Below are 18,266 nucleotides of genomic sequence, written 5' to 3'. Positions count from 1 at the left end.
TCTGGGCCGCAACGATTGCGTGCGGCCCTAGTCCGATCCGAGGCCCTGCTTGATGACGCCCATGACGGAGGAGTCGGCCAGGGTCGTCACGTCCCCGATCTCGCGACCCTCGGCCACGTCCTTGAGCAGGCGCCGCATGATCTTGCCCGAGCGGGTCTTGGGCAACTCCGTGACGATCATGATCGTGCGCGGCTTGGCGATCGGGCCGATCTCCTTGGCCACGTGATTGCGCAACTCGGCGATCATCGCTTTCTCATCGGCGGCCACCTCGTCGGCGTGCTCGGAACGCACGATGACGAAGGCGCACACTGCCTGGCCGGTGGTCTCGTCGGACGCGCCGACCACGGCCGCCTCGGCGACGGCCGGGTGTGAGACGAGGGCGGATTCGATCTCGGCGGTGGAGAGTCGGTGACCGGAGACGTTCATGACATCGTCGACCCGGCCGAGCAACCAGATGTTGCCGTCGGCGTCGTACTTTGCGCCATCGCCGGCGAAGTAGTACTTCTCGCCGAACCGGCTCCAGTAGGTCTGCTTGTAGCGCTCCGGGTCGCCCCAGATGCCGCGCAGCATGGCCGGCCACGGCTTGGTCAGCACGAGGTAACCGACCTTGTCCGCCTCGGCGAACGGCATACCTTCATCGTCGAGGATCTCGGCGCAGATGCCGGGAATGGGCTTTTGAGCCGACCCGGGTTCGAGCGTGGTCACGCCGGGGAGCGGGGAGATCATGATGGCGCCGGTCTCGGTCTGCCACCAGGTGTCGACGATCGGGCAGCGGTCGCCGCCGATGTACTTGCGATACCAGAGCCAGGCCTCGGGATTGATCGGCTCACCGACCGAGCCGAGCACCCGCAGCGAGGACAGGTCGAACTTATCGGGGATGTCGTGGCCCCACTTCATGAAGGTCCGCACGGCGGTCGGCGCGGTGTAGAGGATGGTCACCTTGTACTTCTGGATGATCTCCCACCACCGGCCCTGGTGCGGAGTGTCCGGCGTGCCCTCATACATGACCTGGGTGGCGCCGAGCGCCAACGGTCCGTAGACGATGTAGGAGTGGCCGGTCACCCACCCGATGTCGGCGGTGCACCAGTAGACGTCGCTCTCGGGGTGGACGTCGTGAACCACGGCGTTGGTGTAGGCGCACTGCGTCAAATAGCCACCGGTGGTGTGGAAGATGCCTTTGGGCTTGCCGGTGGTCCCGGAGGTATAGAGGATGAAGAGCGGGTGCTCGGCGTCGTGTGGGACGGGCGTGTGCTCCTCGCTCGCGGCGTCCACGACATCGGACCACCACAGGTCGCGGTCGGCGTTCCACGGCGTGTCCTGGCCGGTCCGCTTGACGACCAGCACCTTCTCCACGGTCGTGTCCGCGTGATCGAGCGCGGCGTCGACGGCCGGCTTGAGCGCGCTCGGGGCGCCGCGGCGGTAGCCGCCGTCGGCGGTGATGACCACCTTGCACTGGGCGTCATTGATGCGCGTATTGAGGGCCTCGGCCGAGAAGCCGCCGAAGACCACCGAGTGCGGGGCGCCGATCCGGGCGCACGCGAGCATCGCGATGGCGGCCTCGGGGATCATCGGCAGGTAGATCGCGACGGTGTCGCCCTTACCCACACCGAGCGACTCCAGCGCGTTGGCGGCCTTGCTGACCTCGCGCTGCAGGTCGGCATAGGTGATCGTCCGGGAGTCGCCCGGCTCGCCCTCGAAGTGAATGGCGACACGGTCGCCATGGCCGGCCTCGACGTGGCGGTCGACGCAGTTGTAGGCCGCGTTGAGTTCGCCGCCGACAAACCACGAGGCGAAGGGTGCGCCCGACCAGTCCAGCGTCTGGGTGAAGTCCGTTGCCCAAGAGAGGTATTTGCGGGCCTGCTCGGCCCAGAAGCCCTCGTGATCGTCGGCTGCCGCGGCATACATCGCCTCGGTCCCATTGGCCTGCGCGGTCAGAGCGGGGTCGGGCGGGAAGGTCGGATGGCCGTGGGAGAGGCTTTCGGTGGACACAAGAACTCCTTTGTTCCGGGGCGTTGGGTCAAGACTTCCCCTCCGCGCCCCGCTGAGCAAGCGCGACGGTGTCCGTATGCCGCGAACGCGCCCCATCGTGCGACGAGCGGCGGTCGCTGAGTAGGTGGGACACAAGATGTTTGGGGAGTTGCCGAGTGTTTATCGTGGGCGGATGAGCATCGTTGTCGCCTATACCCCGGACCCCGCGGGTCAGTCTGCGCTCGACTGGGGCATCGCCGAGGCCAAGCTGCGCGGGACGGATCTGATCGTCGTGAACGCCACCCGCGGCGTGGCGCGCATCGATCCGCGGCTGGCCGGCTCCGGTGAGGTGCGCGACGTCGATGAGGTGCTCCGCGCGGCGGGCATCGAGCACTCGATCGTCCAGCCGACCGGTCCGGATGTGGTGGACCTCGTGCTCGCCGAGGTCGAGCGCGCGGGGGCGGACCTGCTCGTCCTGGGGCTGCGCCGGCGCACTCCCGTGGGCAAACTGATCATGGGCAGCACGTCCCAGCGCCTGCTGCTCGACAGTCCGGTCCCCGTCTTCGCCGTGCACCCGGGGCCCGCCTGATGGCCGGCCAGGGTGCCGGCCGGACTCGCGTCGAGCACGACTCGATGGGGGAGGTGCGCGTCCCCTCTGGCGCTCTCTGGCGAGCGCAGACCCAGCGCGCGGTGGAGAACTTCCCCATCGGCGGTGGTCCGGTGCCCCTGCCCGTGGTCCATGCCTTGGCCCGGATCAAGGGCGCGGCGGCCCGGGTGAACGCCCGGCTGAAGGTGATCGATGCGGATGCGGCGGCCGCGATCGCTGCCGCTGCCGCCGAGGTGGTCGCCGGGCGCTATGACGAGCACTTCCCGATCGACGTCTTCCAGACTGGCTCGGGCACCTCGACCAATATGAATGTCAACGAGGTGCTCGCCGAACTCGCCGCCCGCGCGGGCGCCGAGGTCCACCCCAATGACACGGTCAACGCCGGCCAGTCGAGCAATGACGCCTTCCCGTCGGCGATTCACCTCGCCGCGCTCGTGCAGTGCCGCGATGTCCTGATCCCAGGCCTGGAAGCGCTCCGGGATGCGTTGTCCCGCAAGGCGATCGAATTTGCCGACCTGGTCAAGTCGGGCCGCACTCACCTAATGGATGCGACGCCCGTGACGCTGGGACAGGAGTTCGGAGGCTATGCGGCCGCGGTGGGATTGGGCATCGAACGGGTGGAATCGGCATACGGGCGGGTTGGGGCGTTGCCGCTCGGCGGCACGGCCATCGGGACGGGCATCAACGCACCGGCCGGCTTCGCCGCGGCCGTGATCGCCGATCTTGCGCACGAGACCGGTTTGCCGCTGACCGAGGCCTCGAACCACTTCGAAGCGCAGGGCGGGCGCGATGCCCTCGTCGAGCTGTCCGGGCAACTACGCGTGGTCGCCGTGAGCCTGACCAAGATCTGCACCGACCTGCGCTGGCTCGGCAGCGGACCGAGCGCCGGGCTCGGCGAGATCGCCCTGCCCGACTTGCAGCCGGGGTCGAGCATCATGCCGGGCAAGGTCAACCCGGTTCTGCCCGAAGCGACGCTGATGGTCTGCGCCCAAGTCATCGGCAATGACGCCGCGATCGCCTGGGCCGGCGCGGCCGGCAACTTCGAACTCAACGTCATGATGCCGGTGATCGCGCGCAACCTGATCGACTCGATCCGGTTGCTGGGCAACGCTTCTCGCGTCCTGGCCGGGCGGTGCGTCGACGGCATCACCCCGCACCCCGACCGAATGCGCGCGTATGCCGCGTCCTCACCCGCCATCGTCACCCCCCTCGCGCCGCTGATCGGCTACGAGGCTGCGGCCAGGGTCGCCAAGGATGCGCTGGCCCACGGGCGTACGATCCGCGACAGTGTCGTGGCGTTGGGCTACCTCGAGCGCGGGGAACTGACGGAGGCCGACCTCGACGCTGCCTTGGACATCGCCGCCATGACCCGCGGCGCCGACTGAGAGGACCACGCCCGTGGACATCACGACCTTCACCCTGCGCTCCGGCGACGGAACCGAGATTGTCACCGACAAATGGTCCGGCGGGGCCGATCCCAAAGCGGTCGTCATCGTCGCCCACGGCATGGGCGAGCACTCGGCGCGCTACCAGCGCTTCGGTCAGGCACTCGTCGATGCCGGCTATGTGGCTTACGCACCCGACCACCGCGGGCACGGTCGCACGGCGGGTGACCCGGCGGCATACGGCGATTTCGGGGTGGGCGGCTGGGAGGCATTGGTCGGCGACCTCGGGCTGGTGGTCGCCCGAGCGCGGGCTGAATACCCGGCACTTCCGGTGGCGATCTTTGGGCACAGCATGGGCTCGATGGCCTTGCAGCAGTACCTCATCGACCACAGCGCCGACATCGACGCGGCCGCGCTGTCCGGCACGACGGCCGTGGACATCGCCCTCGCCGACCTCGACCCGGACGCCGAGCCCGATCTGTCCGGCTTCAATGGAGCCTTCGAGCACCGGACGGGCTACGAGTGGCTCAGCCGCGACGAGGCCGAGGTCGACACGTATGTTGCGGACCCGGCGTGCGGGTTCGGACTGCATGCCGGGTCGATGCGCGGCTTCAAGGAGGGGCCGACTGCGGCGAGCGCGCCCGACCAGGTCGCCAAGGTGCGGCCGGACCTGCCGATCTATCTCGCGTCCGGCGATATGGACCCGCTCGCCGGGGGCGGGGAGTTGATCGAGTTGGTTGGCCAGCGCTATCGCGATGCCGGCGTGCGCGATGTCGAGGTGCACCTCTACCCGCAGGCGCGGCACGAGATCCTGAACGAGACCAATCGCGACGAGGTGACCGCGGACCTGCTCGGCTTCTTCGATCGGACCATCGGCGAGGCTCGCGCGGCCGCGCGATAGGTTCGCGGGCATGACCGAAGCGGCCGAGCGGCACGTGCCGCAGGTGCGGGAGTTTCCCGTGGCCTGGCCGGTGGCGACCCGGTGGACGGACAATGACATGTTCGGACACCTGAACAATTCGGTCTACTACGCCCTCTGGGATAGCGCCATCAACGCCTGGCTGGCCCGCGAGATCGACGCCGACCCGATGACGGATGCGGCGATCCCGCTGGTCGCGGAGTCCGGTTGCCGTTATGTCGGCGAGCTCGCCTATCCCGCTGACCTGGTCGTTGGCATCCGCGCCGATCGCGTCGGTGGCTCGTCGGTGACCTTCGCGCTCGCCCTCTACGCCGCGGGAGCGGGTCCCGAAGATCTCGTCGCCGCCGTCGGCCGCTGGGTCCATGTTTATGTCGACCGGGTCACCCGGCGGCCCCGCCCGATCCCCGCGGTCGCGCGGGCGGTGTACGAGGCCGCCCGATGACCACCCCGACGAATGGAGTGAGCTGACGATGCGCGTGGCGATTGCGGCGGCCGGCACTGCCGCCGAGATTCGAGAGGCGGCGGCGCAGTGCCAGGCCCGCGGCATCGGCCGGCTCACGGTCGCCGAGACCGGCGCCGACCCCTTCGTCCAATTGGCGTATGCCGCGCCGGTCGCCCCCGATGTCGAACTCGCCACCGGCGTGGCGATCGCCTTCGCCCGCACTCCGATGACCTTGGCGTATGCCGCGTGGTCGCTCCAGGACGTCTCTGGCGGGCGCTCCGTGATCGGCTTGGGATCGCAGATCCAGGCGCACATCGAGCGCCGGTTCGCGATGCCGTGGTCGGCGCCGGCCGCGCGGATGCGGGACTTCATCCTGGCCACGCGGGCGATCTGGGCGGCCTGGCAGGACGGCGCCAGGCTGAACTACCGGGGTGACTTCTATGCGCACACCCTGATGAACCCCCTCTTCGTGCCGCCCGCATTGGCAGCAGGCCCGCCGCCCATCCAGCTCGCCGCCGTGGGCCCGAAGATGTGCGAGGTCGCCGGGTCGGTCGCGGACGGCCTGGCCACGCACCCCTTCGGCTCCGCGTCCTACCTTCGCGCCGAGGTGCTGCCCATCATCGAGCGGGCGCGGGCAGCGGCCGTGGAGGCGGGGGCACGGCATACGGCTCGGCCGTTCTCGGTGGATGCGGGTGTATTGATCGCGACCGGTCGCGATGACGCCGAGATCGCCGAGGCGACGGCGGCGGTGAGGGGGCGAATCGCGTTCTACGGCAGCACGCCGGCCTATCTCGGCGTGCTCGCCCACCACGGCCGGGCCGACGTGGGCCCACAGTTGCACGCGCTCTCTGTGCGGGGCCAGTGGCGGGAGATGGCCGCGCTGGTCGACGACGAGCTCCTGCACGCGCTCGCTGTGGTCGGTGACCCCGCCACGTGCGCAGCCGCCATCCACGAGCGGTATGCCGGCGTGGCCGATGTCGTGACCCTCAACGGCAGCCTGGCCGCACCCCACGCCGCCCTCCTGGACGCCGCGGCTGCCCTCACCCGCCTGGCCGGCTGAGCGGCTCCGCCCTACGTCGACGGGCCGGAACCGGCCTTTCGACGGGCCTGAACCGGCCTCTCGACGGGTCTAAACGCGGGCATGTCAACCGGATGACGGGTACGCGCGTGGATGAGGCGACCACACCGCATACGAGCAAGATCGGGGAAGCCGACATGACCACCATCACCCGCCGCATCACCACCCTCGGCGCAGCCGCCGCGCTCGCCGTCTCCGCGCTCGCCGGCGCCTCGGCCACGGCAGCCCCGGCTTCGGCTCCGGCCGCCGGAACGTCGGCGCTGTGCCACTACGGCTGGGGATCCCTGCCGAAGGTCTCCGCCACGATGGTGGCCGGGCCGCTGACCAACCTTCGCGCGGGCAAGCACACCTGCTTCGACCGGCTCGTCGTGGACGTGCGCGGCAGTGCGCCGGGCTATCGCGTCGAGTATGTCGACCAGATCATCCAGGACGGCTCCGGCACGATCGTCCCGGTGCGCGGTGGCGCCAAGATCAAGATCACCGTCAACGCCCCGTCGTATGACGGGAACGGCCAGATCGTCTATCAACCGGCCAACCCCAAGGAAGCCGTCAATGTCACCGGCTACGCCGCCCTACGCCAGGTGCGCTGGCTCGGCTCCTTCGAAGGCACCAGCGAGTTCGGCGTCGGCGTCCGCGCCCGGACGCCCTTCCGGGTGACCAAACTGACCGACGCCAGCACCTCCCGCCTGATCATCGACATCGCTCACAACTGGTGACCACCTGGCAGGCCCCCCGCTCGAAAGTCCGGGCGGGGGGCCTGTCCATTGCCTGCGTCCAACGCAGACCTGACGCGAGCGGTCAGTGGTTGATGGCCTCGGCGACGCCGTGGCCGGTCAGGGCGCGCACCTCCATCTCGGCGTACTTCTCGGCGTTGTGCTCCGTGGACAGCTTGCTGCCCAGCCAGCCGAGGAAGAACGCGAGCGGGATCGAGATCAGGCCCGGGTTGTCCAGCGGGAACCAATGGAAGTCGACGGTCGGGTCGGTGAACATCGACGGGCTCAGGGTCACCGTGGTGCCGTCGGCGAGCTTGGTGGGGACGCCGGGCTTGCCCGAGACCACGGGGCTGAAGATGATCAGCACGATCGAGGAGATCAGACCGCCGTAGATCGACCAGAGCGCGCCCCGGGTGTTGAAGCCCTTCCAGAACAGCGAGTAGAGGATCGTCGGCAGGTTCGCCGACGCGGCGACCGCGAAGGCCAGGGCCACGAGGAAGGCGATGTTCTGACTCTTGGCCAGCATGCCGCCGAAGATCGCGACGATGCCGATGGCGATGGCGGCGATGCGCGCCATCTTGACCTCTTGATCCTGGGTGCTGACGCCCTTCTTGAAGACTTCCTTGTAGAGGTCGTGGGCGAAGGTCGCCGACGCGGTGATCGTCAGGCCGGCGACCACCGCGAGGATGGTCGCGAAGGCGATGCCGGAGACGATGCCCAACATCCACGACCCGCCGAGGTGGAAGGCCAGCAGCGGGGCGGCCGAGTTGGCCTTGCCCGGAGCGCCGTTGATCTCGTCCGGGCCTACCAGGGCACCGGCGCCGAAGCCGATAATCAAGGTCAGCAGGTAGAAGCCACCGATCAGCCAGATCGCCCACTCCACCGACTTTCGTGCCTGCTTGCTCGTCGGGACCGTATAGAAGCGCTGCAGTACGTGCGGCAGGCCGGCGGTCCCGAGGACGAGAGCCATCGAGAGGGAGATGAAGTCGATCTTGCTCGTCGTCGTCTTGCCGTATTTCGCGCCATAGTGCAGCAGGCTGCCCGCGACCGCGTCCGGGGTCGTCGTGGTGCCGGCCTTGGCCGCCGCGGCCACCGCCTTGGCGGTCGTCTGCGATTCGGCGGACTTCGTGATGGCGTCACCGAACAGGCCGGAGAGGCTGCCGCCGGCCTTGCCGAGCACCCATACGGTCATGATCGCCGCCGCGGAGATGAGCAGGATGGCCTTGATGATCTGCACCCAGGTCGTGCCCTTCATCCCGCCGATGAGGACATAGGTGACCATGACGGCGCCGACGACGGCGATGACGAGGTTCTGCGCGGTGTTGCCCGTGACACCGAGGAGCAGCGAGACGAGGGCGCCGGCGCCAGCCATCTGGGCCAGGAGGTAGAAGAGCGAGACGCACAGGACCGAGACCGACACCGCGATGCGGATCGGGCGCTGCTTGAGCCGGTAGGCGAGCACATCGGCCATCGTGAAGCGGCCGGTGTTGCGCATCAGTTCCGCGACGAGAAGGAGCGCGACCAGCCAGGCGACGAGGAAGCCGATGGAGTAGAGGAAGCCGTCCATACCCGAGAGGGCGATCGCTCCCGCGATGCCAAGGAAGGACGCCGCGGACAGGTAGTCGCCGGCGATGGCGATGCCATTCTGGCGGCCGGAGAAGGCGCCGCCGGCCGTGTAGTACTGCTCGGCGGTCTTTTTGCCGCCGGCGACCTTGATGACGATCGTCAAGGTGACCAGGACGAAGATGACGAAGATCGTGATGTTGAGCTTGGGGTTGCCGACCGTCGTGGCGGCCGCGAGGGCGGTGAACGATGCCATGTCAGCGGCCCGCCTCGTGCGCGATGGTGGCGCTGACGGCCTCGGCGGCAGGGTCGAGTTCGCGGTTGGCCCAGCGCGCGTAGATGAAGGTGATCGCGAAGGTCGTCACGAACTGCAGCAGCCCGAAGATCAGGCCGACGGTGATCTTGCCGAAGAGGATCTTGTTCATGAAGCTCGAGGCGAAGATCGACAAGAGGACATAGAGGAAGTACCAGGCGAGGAAGAACGCGGTCATCGGGAAGACGAAGCCGCGGAACTTGCGCCGGAGCGCCTGGAATTCTGGCGTCTGTTGTACGGCGATATAGGTATCGCCGGCGGTCTGAGGCTGGGTCGCCACGGTCACCTTCTTCAATCGGACGTGCGGTGGCGGGCAGCACGCACCCGCCGTTGGGTTTGCCCAGCCTCACGCCTGCCCCGGCGCCGGCGCCACAGACGGCACGCCGTCGCTCGCTAGGCGGGTCTCGTGTTCGCCGGGCGGGTTCGCGGGCGTCGCCAGGCGGTCGTTTGAGCGCGCTCAACGGTCGAATCCCCAGGTCATGGGTGGTGGTGCGTCGACGCCTCGGGTGCCGCCGGGCATCGGGAGGGGCCCCGTCGACGGGGTGACCCGTCACGGGGGAAGCAGGGCCTCTGGCGTATGCAGGCGGCCCAGCGTTCGGGTCGTATGCGCCGGCGTCCGCTCCGGGGTCAGCCGCGAGACGACGACCATGGTTGTGAATGCCAGGGGCGCCGACCAGGCCGCCGGTTGGGTGAGCAGCAGGCCGATCCAGCCTGCCGTATCGCCGGCCCGGAAGGCCGTGGTGATAGCGGCAACCGCGGCGGTGACTCCGACCGCCAACCCCGCTGCGGCGCCGGCGGTCGTCAGCCGCGGCCACCACACCCCCAGCACGAGCAGCGGCGCGAAGGTCGAGGCGGCCACGGCGAAGGCCAGGCCGACCAGGGTCGCCAGGCCCACGGGGCGCAGTAGGGGCGCGATCACCAGGGGGACCACGACCGCCGCGATCGCCGCGATCCGGAAACCCGTCACACCAAAGGCGTCATCGCCGGTGAGCCGTCGCAGGTAGGGCCGCAGGACGTCCTGGTCGAGGACCCCCGAGATGGAGATGACCAGCCCGGAGGCGGTGCTGAGGAAGGCCGCGAAGGCCCCGCCCGCCAGTATCGCCCCGAGGACCGTGGCGAGGGTGTCATCGGCGACGAGCTGGGGCAGGCGCAGGACGAGGGAGTCCACGCGCATCCCCGCCGGCAGGGTGGGCGCATAGGTCTGTCCGAGGATCGCGTAGACCGGGGGAAAGAGGTAGAAGATTCCGAGCAGCCCCAGGACCGACACCGTGGTGCGCCGCGCGTCGCGACCATCGGGGTTGGTGTAGAAGCGGACGAGGACATGCGGCAGACCCATCGTCCCGAGCGAGAGGGCCAGCAGCGTCGAGTAGGTCGAGTAGAGCCCCTGACCGGTGGTGGCGCCGGGCGCCTCGAAGGCGGGAAAGGCCAACGGGGTGCTCGCGGATTCCCGGTGCCAGATCGCCAACAGCACGAACGCGGGGATGGCGATGGCGCACAACTTGATCCAGTACTGCATCGCCTGGATGAGCGTGATCGAGCGCATCCCGCCAGTGGCCACGCCGGCATACACCACGACCGCCAGGACGACGCTGCCCGCCCAGGTCGGCCAACCGGTGGCCTGGCGCAGGGCCAGGCCGGCGGCCTGGAACTGGGGCACCAGGTAAAGAATGCCGATGGCAATGGTCAGCAGCGAGGACGCCGACCGGATCCGGTGCGACTCCAGCCGCAACTCGGCGAAGTCGGAGAGCGTGTAGGCGCCCGACCGGCGCAATGGTGCGGCCACCAGGACCAGGAGCACGAGATACCCGACCGTGTAGCCGATCGGGAACCACAGCATGCTCGGCCCACGGTCGTAAACGAGCCCAGCGACGCCGAGAAAGGATGCCGCAGAGAGGTATTCGCCGCCGATGGCGCTTGCGTTGCGCCACGGCGTGACCGCTCGCCCGGCGACATAGAAATCCGAGGTGGCCCGCGACATGCGCAACCCCAGGCTACCCACGCTGAGGGTCGCGAGGCAGACCAGCACGATGGCGACGAGGCTGGCTGGGTGCATCAGGACCGGTTGACGACGTCGACGAAGGCGGACTCGAGCCTTTCGGCCGCCCGCACATAGAAGCGAGCCGCGAGGACGGCCGCGGGATAGACGGCCAGGCCGAGCACGAGCCAGGGCAGTGGCAGCGGGCCGACGCGCAGGGTGCGGGCCGCCGGGATCAAGGCAAAGGCCAGCGGCACGGTGCCGATTGTCAGGGTGCCGACGATCAGGATGCTCAGCGCCAACCGCAACTGCGCGCGCATCAGCCCGTGCAGATAGATCGTGCCGAGGGTCGTCTGGTCGCTCAGTTCCTCGGCCACCGGCCGGGTCGTATGCCGTGGCGCTTGCCGCCGCGACGCCGTCACCCGAACGCGCTCGGGCGCGATCCGCGGGCCGCGGGGCTCGGTCGTCATCCGGCACCCGCAGGGCGGCTGAGCAAGTGCTGACGCAGGTCGCGCATGTGCCGGCGGCTGACTTGCAGATCGACCGCGCCCACCCGCACCGTGCACTTGCCGTGGTCCATGCGCACTTGGCTGACGTGATGCATCGAGACCAGGGTGCTTCGGTGAATGCGCATGAAACCCGCTGCGGCCCAACGCTCTTCAAGGGTGTTGAGCGGAATGCGCACGAGGTGCGACTCGGTGTCCGTATGCAGCCGGGCGTAGTCCCCGTGTGCCGTCACATAGCGGATGTCACGGCGGGTCACGAAGCGCGTCACTCCGCCGAGTTCGACGGGGATTTTCTCCTCATCGTCACGCGGCTCCCCGGCCGCGGGCGTCACGGAGGCGACGACCCGGCGCACCGCCTCCGCGAGCCGTTCGGGCCGGACCGGCTTCATCACATAGTCGATGGCGTCGACGGCGAAGGCATCGACCGCATGCTGGTCGTAGGCCGTGACGAAGACGACGGCCGGCCGGCTGGCGAAGCGGGCGAGGACGCGCGCCAACGCCATCCCGTCCAGGCCGGGCATCGAGATGTCGGAGAAGACGACGTCGACGCGTTCGTTCTCGAGGGTGCGCAGCGCGTCGGTGCCCGAGGCGGCGACGTGGACGAGACCGATCCGGTCGTCTTGTTCCAGCAGGAAACGCAACTCCGAGCGCGCCGGCGCCTCGTCGTCGACTACCAGGGCGGTCAGGCCGCCCTCCTCTGGCCTGGTCATCGTTTGGAAGCCTAGGGCAGGTGGTCGGCTGCGCCGTGAGCCGCCGGCAGGAACTTCGGCACGCGGAAACTGACGCGCATGCCAGCTCCCTTTGCCGTGTCGACGACCAAGCCCATCTCATCGCCATAGATCGTTCGCAGCCGGGCGTCGACATTGCCCAGCCCGTGGGAGTCGCTCTCGTGGGTGCCGTCCAGAACGGCTTGGATCCGTCGTGGGTCGGCACCCACGCCGTCGTCCTCCACGACGATCTCGGCCTCGCCGCCGCGATCGGCCGCCGTGATCGAGACCGTGCCGGGCCGTTCGCTCTGCGCCAGGCCGTGGCGGACAGCGTTCTCGACCAGCGGCTGGATGGCCAGATAGGGGACCGTCACCGCAAGCACTTCGGGGGCGATGAGCAGCGAGACCTGGAGCCGCTCGCCGAATCTGGCCTGCTCCAACACGAGATAGCGTTCGACATTGCGCAACTCGTCGGCAAGCGTGGTGAATGCGCCGCCCTTGCGTAGGGCATAGCGGGTGAAGTCGGCAAACTCCAGAAGCAGGTCGCGGGCCCGGTCGGGGTCGGTGCGCACGAAGGAGGCGATCGCGCCGAGCGAGTTGTAGATGAAGTGCGGCGAGATCTGCGCGCGCAGGGCGGCGAGCTCGGCCTCCGTCGCGCGGCTGCGCTCCTTGCCCAGCTCGGCGAGCTCCACCTGCGCCGAGACCCACCCGGCGACCTCCGCGGTCGCCCGGGCCAGCCCGGCGGTGGCCTGCGGTCCGTATGCCGCGAGCGCACCGACGACGCGCCCCTCCGTCGTGATGGGGGCGATGACCGCAGCGCGGATCGGGCAGTCGAGATCGGCGCAGGTCACCTCGCCGTGGTCGAGGACGACGATGGATCCCTCGGTCAGCGTGGTCGCCGCCAAGGTGGCCGCGACGTCGGCGTGATGGCCGCCCGTGCCTTCCCAGGTCACACTGCGCGTCAGATCGGTCAGGGCCAGGGCCGGTGTGCCGAGCAGCGTGCGCAGGTGTCTGGCGGCCTTGCCGCTGCTGCGTGAGGACAGGCCGCCGTCAAGGTGACGAGCGGCGAGCGCGGCCGTGTGCAAAGTTTCGTAGGTCGCGCGGTCGGCGTCGCTGAGGAAGCCGCGGTGCCGGCCACGGATGGTGCCTTGGAGACGGATGACACCCCATACAAGCACGATGGCGGCCAGCGTGACCAACGCGCTTGGGACGTCGAACCGGTTCATGGCAACCAGACCTTAGACGCGGCCACCGACATGGTGCGGCCCCGGCTGGGGGGGAACAGCCGGGGCCGCGAGCGTTTGGTGCTCTCGGGGGGGTGAGCACCAAACGCGGGTTGCTCGACCCGAAGGGAGCGACCTAGTGCCAATGTTGGACCCGGCGAGCGCGATCCGCAACCGAAGACGCGCGGTTGCGCGCGGTTTTCTGACCAGGTGGCCGGATTTCGGTCGGGCGTCGGGTTGCCATGTCCCTCTTGACACCGCGCCGCTTATCGACTATCAATACATCGACAGTCAATATGTTGATAATCGATAAGGAGTGAACATGAGCTCAACAGCTCGCAGCAACCGCCTCACCCAGGTCGTCGTCGAGGCGATCGTGGCCCTGGGCGTCGTCATGGCCGCACTCACCGGACTCGGCTACCTGATCGGGCCGAACGGCGCCGGCCTGGTCCACGGCAAACCCAGCTGGCCACTGATCGGCCCGGGACAGTACTCGATGACCGTCGAGACCGAACTCGACACCGACGTGACGATCACGGGCGCACCGACGACCACCGAAACCACGTCCGGAACGGTCGACGCGGCCACCGGCCAGCGACCCGCAGCCATCGGACGACCCATCACCGCGACCGTCGAGTTCGACGGGCCGACCGCTGGTCAGCGCTGGGCCTGGGCGATCTGGCAGGCGGCCGGCCCCCTGCTCTCGGCCTTCGGTCTCGGCATCGTCCTGGTCATGCTCCGGTCGGCCCGCAGGGAGGACCCCTTCGACAAGGCGAATCTGCGCCGGCTGCAGGCCCTGACCTTCCTCGTGCTCGTCGGTGGCACGCTCGTTTCCTGGGGCGGGGCCTTCGTGCGGCGCTGGCTGCTGGACAACTCCGCGGTCGCCGACATCGTGCCGTTGGACTTCCATTTCAGCTTTCTGCCGATCATCGGTGGCGTGCTGCTGGCGATGTTGACCGAGGTCTGGCGGCGGGGCGTGGCGATGCGCACTGAGCTCGAGGGCCTGATCTGAGATGCCTCCCGAGGACGAAGGCCGCATCCTGTGCCATCTCGATCAGCTGCTGGCCGATCGCGAGATGACGCTGACCGAGTTGTCGAAGCGCGTCGACATGACGCTGGCCAATCTCTCGATCCTGAAGAACAACCGCGCCAAGGCGATCCGCTTCTCGACGCTGACGGCCATTTGCGATGCCCTGCACTGCACGCCCGGTGACCTGCTCACCGTGATCGCGCCATGAGGGCGAGTCAGGTCAGGCGGCCGGCGAGAACGGCGTCCGCGATCCGCCGCCCTTCGCCGGCGCCGGCGACCACCGCGTCCGCGCAGCGGTCCAGCCACAGCAGCAGGCCGTCCAAACGCCCCAGCCCGTATGCCTGCAGCCCCCCCTGGTAGGCCACCGATCCCTTCGCTCCGTGCCCGGCCTCGGGGACGACCACCCCGGTCGGGTCCAGGCCGGTGGCGCGCAGCAGCGTCCGGTCCAGCGCGCGGGCGACCAGCCCGTTGCCGCGCTCGAAGGGTCGGACGTGGGCGATCTCGGCGTGGGCGAGGGCCAGCTTGAGCAGGGCCGGGGCGTCGGAGGTGAGGATGTGATCGAGCTGGGCCAGGCGCTCGGCGATCGCTTCGGGTCCGGGCGCCGGGCCGAGGTCGGCAAACTCCGGGCTGGTGGGGCTGGTGCGGGGGCGGCCGAGTTGGTCCGGTGCGACCAACTCGGCCGCTGCCGCGAGGTGGAGTCGGGCGAGCGTTTGCCGGGGGCTGGTCAGGGCCGTCGCGGCCAGGGCCTCGGTCTCGGCGGTGGCGGCCATCGCGCCGTCGATGATGCGCTCGGTCGGATCGGGGTCGGTGGCGCGCGCCCGGGCACCGCGCATGAGGTCTCGCACGATGTCGACCGTGCTCCGGGCCCCGTCGAGCTCGGCGCTCGCCCAGGCCCCGCGAATACGGGACTCGGCGGCGGCTTCGGGAATGCGGCGGCGCAGCGCCTGATGCCAGCGCAACTCGGTGCAGGCCGCGCGGGCGCGCTCGCTGGCCGCCTGCACGCGAGGGTGCTCCGCCAGGGCGCGCAGGGCGGTATTCGGGTCGGACACGGGGGCCACCCTACGAGTTATCCACAGGCCCGCTGGCATCGGGTGGCCGGGATCACCATCGTGGGCAAGGCTGATCGGCATGACGATTCTCGGCGTGGCCGGCGCTTCCGGCGGAGTGGGGACATCCACCCTGTCGGTGGCTCTCGGGGTGGTCGCGGCCCGGCGCGGGCTCGCCTCCTGTGCCGTTGACGGGGACTTTGCGGGGGGTGGCTTGCAGGTCACGGCCGGTGTCGAGCATCTGCCCGGTCATCGGTGGGGGCACCTGAACGAGGTCGAGGGCCGGGTCGATGGAGCGCGCTTGCTGGAGCGTCTCCCTGCGGCGGGCGACGGGTGCCCGGTGCTGTCGGCCGGCCGAATGAGCCATGTGCTGGATGCGCTTGTCCCGGAACGGATTCCCGAGCCGGTTGTGCGTGACGTGCTCGCCGGTCTCGACGACGCCTGCGATCTCGTGGTGGTCGATTGGGGCCGGTCCGCGCCCGCTCCCGGCGCAGTCGGGTTGTTGGTCGTCGCGCTGAGCGCTCGCGGGCTGGCCGATGCCGAGGCCTGGCTGGGCACGCACGGCAGCGACAACCTCGCCGGCATCATCGCCCGGGCCCCCAAGGTCGACGACCGGCTCGCCGTGGCGACAGGGGAGCGACTGGGACTGCCCTTGCTTGGTGTCCTCGAGGACGACCGTTCGGTGCGGGCCGCCGAGCGGCGGGGGACCGCACCCGGGTCGGTGCGGCGCGGGCCGTTGCGGAGGTTGGCTGAGCGGCTGGTGACGGTGGCGGCGACGACGGAACCGAGCAGGCATACGGCTCGGGCAGGACGCGGCCGTGCGCTTCGGTGAGGGGATCGAGGAGGCGATCCGGTCCGGGCGGGTGCCGGACAGCCAGAGCATTGCCGCTGTGGTGGACGCATCAGCCGAGCGACTAGGCGCGCGCGGGGTATGGCGCTCCGAGCGTCGGCTGACCGAGCAGCTCGCCGGTCTCGGGCCGCTCGCCCCCGTGGCCGCCGAACCGGGCGTGACCGACATCCTCGTCAACGGCGACGGGCTGACCTGGCTGGACCGTGGGCGAGGCCTGGAGCGGGTGCCTGAGCGGGACTTCGCGAACCCGGAGGAGGTGCGCCGGTTCGCCGTGCGGCTCGCGGGTTTGGCCGGGCGCCGCTTGGACGACTCCATGCCCTGGGTCGACGGCCTGTTGCCCGGGGCAATCCGGCTGCACGCGATCCTGCCCCCGCTGGCCAGCGACGGGACGACGGTGAGCCTGCGGTTGTTGCGGCGCAGCACCGTTCGGCTCGAGGACCTCGAACGCGTGGGGATGTGTTCGCCCGCGCAAAGCGAGCGCTTGCGCCGCATGGTCGCCGAGCGTGAGGCCTTCGTCGTGACGGGCGGCACGGGAGCCGGCAAGACGACGCTGCTGGCCGCGCTGCTCGGTGAGGTCGAGAAATCGGAGCGGATCCTGGTGGTCGAGGACGTCCTGGAGATGCCCTTGCATGCCGGGCATGTCGTGCGCCTGCAGGCCCGCCCGGCGAATGTCGAGGGGCAGGGGCTGGTCACGCTGGTCGACCTCGTGCGCCAAGCGCTGCGGATGCGCCCCGACCGGCTGGTGGTCGGCGAGGTGCGCGGTGCTGAGGTGCGGGAGTTGCTGCTGGCACTGAACACCGGCCACGAGGGCGGATGCTGCACGCTGCACGCCAACCGGCCCGCGGACGTGCCCGCCCGGTTGGAAGCGCTCGGCGCCCTTGCCGGTATGTCGCCCGCCGCCGTCCGTGCTCAAGTCGCCACCGCGATCAAGACCGTCGTGCACGTTGCCCGGACCCCAGCCGGCCGAATGGTCACCGCCGTCGAGGAGCTCTAGACGATGTCGCGCGTCGGGGCGATCTTCCTGCTGCTGCTGGCCGTGATCTTCGCGGCGGTGCTCTGGCCGCGCCGGCCGTCGAGCCGGCGCGGGCCCCTGGCGCGGGCGGACTCCGAGGAGGCGGTGGCGCGGGCACTGGAGTCGGTGGCCATGTGCCTCCAGGCCGGGCTGACCCCGCTGCAGGCGATTGAGACAGTGATCGAGGCGGCAGGCGCAAGCCCGGGCGCCGGGGACGCCCATCCGCAGTTGAGCGCGGTGCTGGTGGAGGTGCGCCGCGCGCTGTCGCGAGGTGAGCCGGCCGGGAAGGTGTGGGTGCGGCATACGCGGCAGTTGCCGGTTCTGCGGTTGGTCGCGGGCGCGTGGTCGCTGACCGAGGCCAGTGGGTCGGCGCTGCGCCCGGCGATGACCTGGTCGGTGGCGCAGGTCCGGGCCAAACGGTCGGCCAAGGAGCGGCTCGACGCGGTCACGGCCGGCGCGAAGTCCTCGATGGGGCTGATGCTGCTCCTGCCGCTGTCCGGGCTGCCGATCGGGGCGTTGGTCGGGGTCACTCCGCGGGAGCTCTACGGTTCGCTGGCCGCGGCCATCTCCTGTGTGCTCGGCGTCTGCTTCGCCGGCGGCGGTCTGATCCTGGCGCGCGGCATGTTGCGACGCGCGGTGCGACCGCGCGCGCTCGCGGGAGCCGCTGGCGACGGGTCGGCGACCTATGACGACGTCGCCGACGCGGCGATGTTGGTGACCTTGTCGCTGCGCTCGGGTGCGGGGGTTGTCGAGGCTCTCGCCGCCGTGGCGGATGTGAGCATCGCGCGCGTCCGGACCGAGCTGCGGCGCGTCGTGGCCGCCTACCGCTGGGGCCGCTCGCACCGCGACGCCTGGTCGTATGCCGACCCCGCCTGGCAACCGCTGGCCTCGGCACTTGGGCTGGCCCTGGAGCACGGGGCCGCCCCGGC

General features: G+C 69.9%; 19 protein-coding genes. 11 read left to right on the top strand and 8 right to left on the bottom strand.

Going from position 1 to position 18,266, the window contains the following annotated elements:
* Window positions 1–27: 27 nt before the first annotated feature.
* Window positions 28–1,989, bottom strand: a complete 1,962-nt coding sequence (gene acs, locus PKH97_RS02460) for an acetate--CoA ligase (RefSeq protein WP_324385818.1) — start codon at window positions 1,987–1,989, stop codon at window positions 28–30.
* Window positions 1,990–2,161: 172 nt separating this feature from the next.
* Here acs and PKH97_RS02455 point away from each other — a divergent pair, with 172 nt between their 5' ends.
* The 6 genes from PKH97_RS02455 to PKH97_RS02430 all read left to right on the top strand — a co-directional run bounded on the left by PKH97_RS02455 (window position 2,162) and on the right by PKH97_RS02430 (window position 7,115).
* The gene (locus tag PKH97_RS02455) at window positions 2,162–2,557 is read left to right on the top strand and encodes a universal stress protein (protein WP_324385817.1); all 396 of its coding nucleotides are present in this window, start codon (window positions 2,162–2,164) and stop codon (window positions 2,555–2,557) included.
* Window positions 2,557–3,960 (top strand): class II fumarate hydratase, encoded by a 1,404-nt coding sequence (locus PKH97_RS02450; RefSeq protein ID WP_324385816.1) that lies wholly within the window; start codon window positions 2,557–2,559, stop codon window positions 3,958–3,960. Before PKH97_RS02455 ends, PKH97_RS02450 begins: the two co-directional genes overlap by 1 nt.
* A 13-nt stretch (window positions 3,961–3,973) precedes the next feature.
* On the top strand, window positions 3,974–4,861 hold the full coding sequence (locus PKH97_RS02445; RefSeq protein WP_324385815.1) for an alpha/beta hydrolase: 888 nt from the start codon (window positions 3,974–3,976) through the stop codon (window positions 4,859–4,861).
* A 10-nt stretch (window positions 4,862–4,871) separates the two neighbouring features.
* Window positions 4,872–5,321, top strand: coding sequence for a thioesterase family protein (locus tag PKH97_RS02440; RefSeq protein WP_324385814.1), 450 nt, complete (start codon window positions 4,872–4,874; stop codon window positions 5,319–5,321).
* A gap of 28 nt (window positions 5,322–5,349) precedes the next feature.
* The gene (locus tag PKH97_RS02435) at window positions 5,350–6,381 is read left to right on the top strand and encodes a TIGR03617 family F420-dependent LLM class oxidoreductase (RefSeq protein ID WP_324385813.1); all 1,032 of its coding nucleotides are present in this window, start codon (window positions 5,350–5,352) and stop codon (window positions 6,379–6,381) included.
* Between the two features lie 107 nt (window positions 6,382–6,488).
* Window positions 6,489–7,115, top strand: a complete 627-nt coding sequence (locus PKH97_RS02430; RefSeq protein ID WP_324385812.1) for a hypothetical protein — start codon at window positions 6,489–6,491, stop codon at window positions 7,113–7,115.
* A gap of 82 nt (window positions 7,116–7,197) precedes the next feature.
* Here the strand turns inward: PKH97_RS02430 and PKH97_RS02425 are convergent, their stop codons facing one another.
* The 6 genes from PKH97_RS02425 to PKH97_RS02400 all read right to left on the bottom strand — a co-directional run bounded on the left by PKH97_RS02425 (window position 7,198) and on the right by PKH97_RS02400 (window position 13,402).
* A complete protein-coding gene (locus tag PKH97_RS02425) occupies window positions 7,198–8,931 on the bottom strand; it encodes a cation acetate symporter (protein ID WP_324385811.1) in 1,734 nt (577 codons plus the stop codon).
* A 1-nt stretch (window position 8,932) separates the two neighbouring features.
* The gene (locus PKH97_RS02420; protein ID WP_324385810.1) at window positions 8,933–9,268 is read right to left on the bottom strand and encodes a DUF485 domain-containing protein; all 336 of its coding nucleotides are present in this window, start codon (window positions 9,266–9,268) and stop codon (window positions 8,933–8,935) included.
* Window positions 9,269–9,538: 270 nt separating this feature from the next.
* On the bottom strand, window positions 9,539–11,041 hold the full coding sequence (locus PKH97_RS02415; RefSeq protein ID WP_324385809.1) for a cation acetate symporter: 1,503 nt from the start codon (window positions 11,039–11,041) through the stop codon (window positions 9,539–9,541).
* Complete coding sequence (locus PKH97_RS02410) at window positions 11,041–11,433, bottom strand: hypothetical protein (RefSeq protein WP_324385808.1); 393 nt, start codon at window positions 11,431–11,433, stop codon at window positions 11,041–11,043. The genes PKH97_RS02415 and PKH97_RS02410 overlap by 1 nt, the downstream gene beginning before the upstream one ends.
* The gene (locus PKH97_RS02405; RefSeq protein WP_324385807.1) at window positions 11,430–12,179 is read right to left on the bottom strand and encodes a LytTR family DNA-binding domain-containing protein; all 750 of its coding nucleotides are present in this window, start codon (window positions 12,177–12,179) and stop codon (window positions 11,430–11,432) included. The genes PKH97_RS02410 and PKH97_RS02405 overlap by 4 nt, the downstream gene beginning before the upstream one ends.
* A gap of 11 nt (window positions 12,180–12,190) precedes the next feature.
* Entirely contained in the window at window positions 12,191–13,402 is a 1,212-nt protein-coding gene (locus tag PKH97_RS02400) for a histidine kinase (RefSeq protein WP_324385806.1), read from the bottom strand.
* A 319-nt stretch (window positions 13,403–13,721) separates the two neighbouring features.
* Between PKH97_RS02400 and PKH97_RS02395 the strand changes: the two genes are divergently transcribed.
* A complete protein-coding gene (locus PKH97_RS02395; RefSeq protein WP_324385805.1) occupies window positions 13,722–14,411 on the top strand; it encodes a DUF2975 domain-containing protein in 690 nt (229 codons plus the stop codon).
* Window position 14,412: 1 nt separating this feature from the next.
* Complete coding sequence (locus tag PKH97_RS02390) at window positions 14,413–14,637, top strand: helix-turn-helix transcriptional regulator (protein ID WP_324385804.1); 225 nt, start codon at window positions 14,413–14,415, stop codon at window positions 14,635–14,637.
* Window positions 14,638–14,644: 7 nt separating this feature from the next.
* Here the strand turns inward: PKH97_RS02390 and PKH97_RS02385 are convergent, their stop codons facing one another.
* Window positions 14,645–15,478 carry a Fic family protein gene (locus PKH97_RS02385; RefSeq protein WP_324385803.1) on the bottom strand — a complete coding sequence of 278 codons (834 nt, stop codon included), beginning with the start codon at window positions 15,476–15,478 and terminating at the stop codon, window positions 14,645–14,647.
* Window positions 15,479–15,557: 79 nt separating this feature from the next.
* Between PKH97_RS02385 and PKH97_RS02380 the strand changes: the two genes are divergently transcribed.
* The 3 genes from PKH97_RS02380 to PKH97_RS02370 form a co-directional block, all read left to right on the top strand.
* A complete protein-coding gene (locus PKH97_RS02380) occupies window positions 15,558–16,307 on the top strand; it encodes a hypothetical protein (protein WP_324385802.1) in 750 nt (249 codons plus the stop codon).
* On the top strand, window positions 16,294–17,319 hold the full coding sequence (locus tag PKH97_RS02375; protein WP_324385801.1) for a TadA family conjugal transfer-associated ATPase: 1,026 nt from the start codon (window positions 16,294–16,296) through the stop codon (window positions 17,317–17,319). The genes PKH97_RS02380 and PKH97_RS02375 overlap by 14 nt, the downstream gene beginning before the upstream one ends.
* A gap of 3 nt (window positions 17,320–17,322) precedes the next feature.
* A partial coding sequence (locus tag PKH97_RS02370) for a type II secretion system F family protein (protein WP_324385800.1) occupies window positions 17,323–18,266 on the top strand: 944 nt, incomplete at its 3' end.

The organism is Nostocoides sp. (assembly GCF_035343835.1).
Lineage (GTDB): Bacteria > Actinomycetota > Actinomycetes > Actinomycetales > Dermatophilaceae > Nostocoides_A > Nostocoides_A vanveenii.
This window is presented reverse-complemented; position numbering and strand designations above follow the sequence as displayed.

Coding starts and splice junctions, on each gene's coding strand:
- PKH97_RS02455 (WP_324385817.1), top strand. CDS start 2,162: ATGAGCATCGTTGTCGCCTATACCCCGGACCCCGCGGGTCAGTCTGCG.
- PKH97_RS02450 (WP_324385816.1), top strand. CDS start 2,557: ATGGCCGGCCAGGGTGCCGGCCGGACTCGCGTCGAGCACGACTCGATG.
- PKH97_RS02440 (WP_324385814.1), top strand. CDS start 4,872: ATGACCGAAGCGGCCGAGCGGCACGTGCCGCAGGTGCGGGAGTTTCCC.
- PKH97_RS02435 (WP_324385813.1), top strand. CDS start 5,350: ATGCGCGTGGCGATTGCGGCGGCCGGCACTGCCGCCGAGATTCGAGAG.
- PKH97_RS02425 (WP_324385811.1), bottom strand. CDS start 8,931: ATGGCATCGTTCACCGCCCTCGCGGCCGCCACGACGGTCGGCAACCCC.
- PKH97_RS02415 (WP_324385809.1), bottom strand. CDS start 11,041: ATGCACCCAGCCAGCCTCGTCGCCATCGTGCTGGTCTGCCTCGCGACC.
- PKH97_RS02410 (WP_324385808.1), bottom strand. CDS start 11,433: ATGACGACCGAGCCCCGCGGCCCGCGGATCGCGCCCGAGCGCGTTCGG.
- PKH97_RS02405 (WP_324385807.1), bottom strand. CDS start 12,179: ATGACCAGGCCAGAGGAGGGCGGCCTGACCGCCCTGGTAGTCGACGAC.
- PKH97_RS02400 (WP_324385806.1), bottom strand. CDS start 13,402: ATGAACCGGTTCGACGTCCCAAGCGCGTTGGTCACGCTGGCCGCCATC.
- PKH97_RS02395 (WP_324385805.1), top strand. CDS start 13,722: ATGAGCTCAACAGCTCGCAGCAACCGCCTCACCCAGGTCGTCGTCGAG.
- PKH97_RS02390 (WP_324385804.1), top strand. CDS start 14,413: ATGCCTCCCGAGGACGAAGGCCGCATCCTGTGCCATCTCGATCAGCTG.
- PKH97_RS02380 (WP_324385802.1), top strand. CDS start 15,558: ATGACGATTCTCGGCGTGGCCGGCGCTTCCGGCGGAGTGGGGACATCC.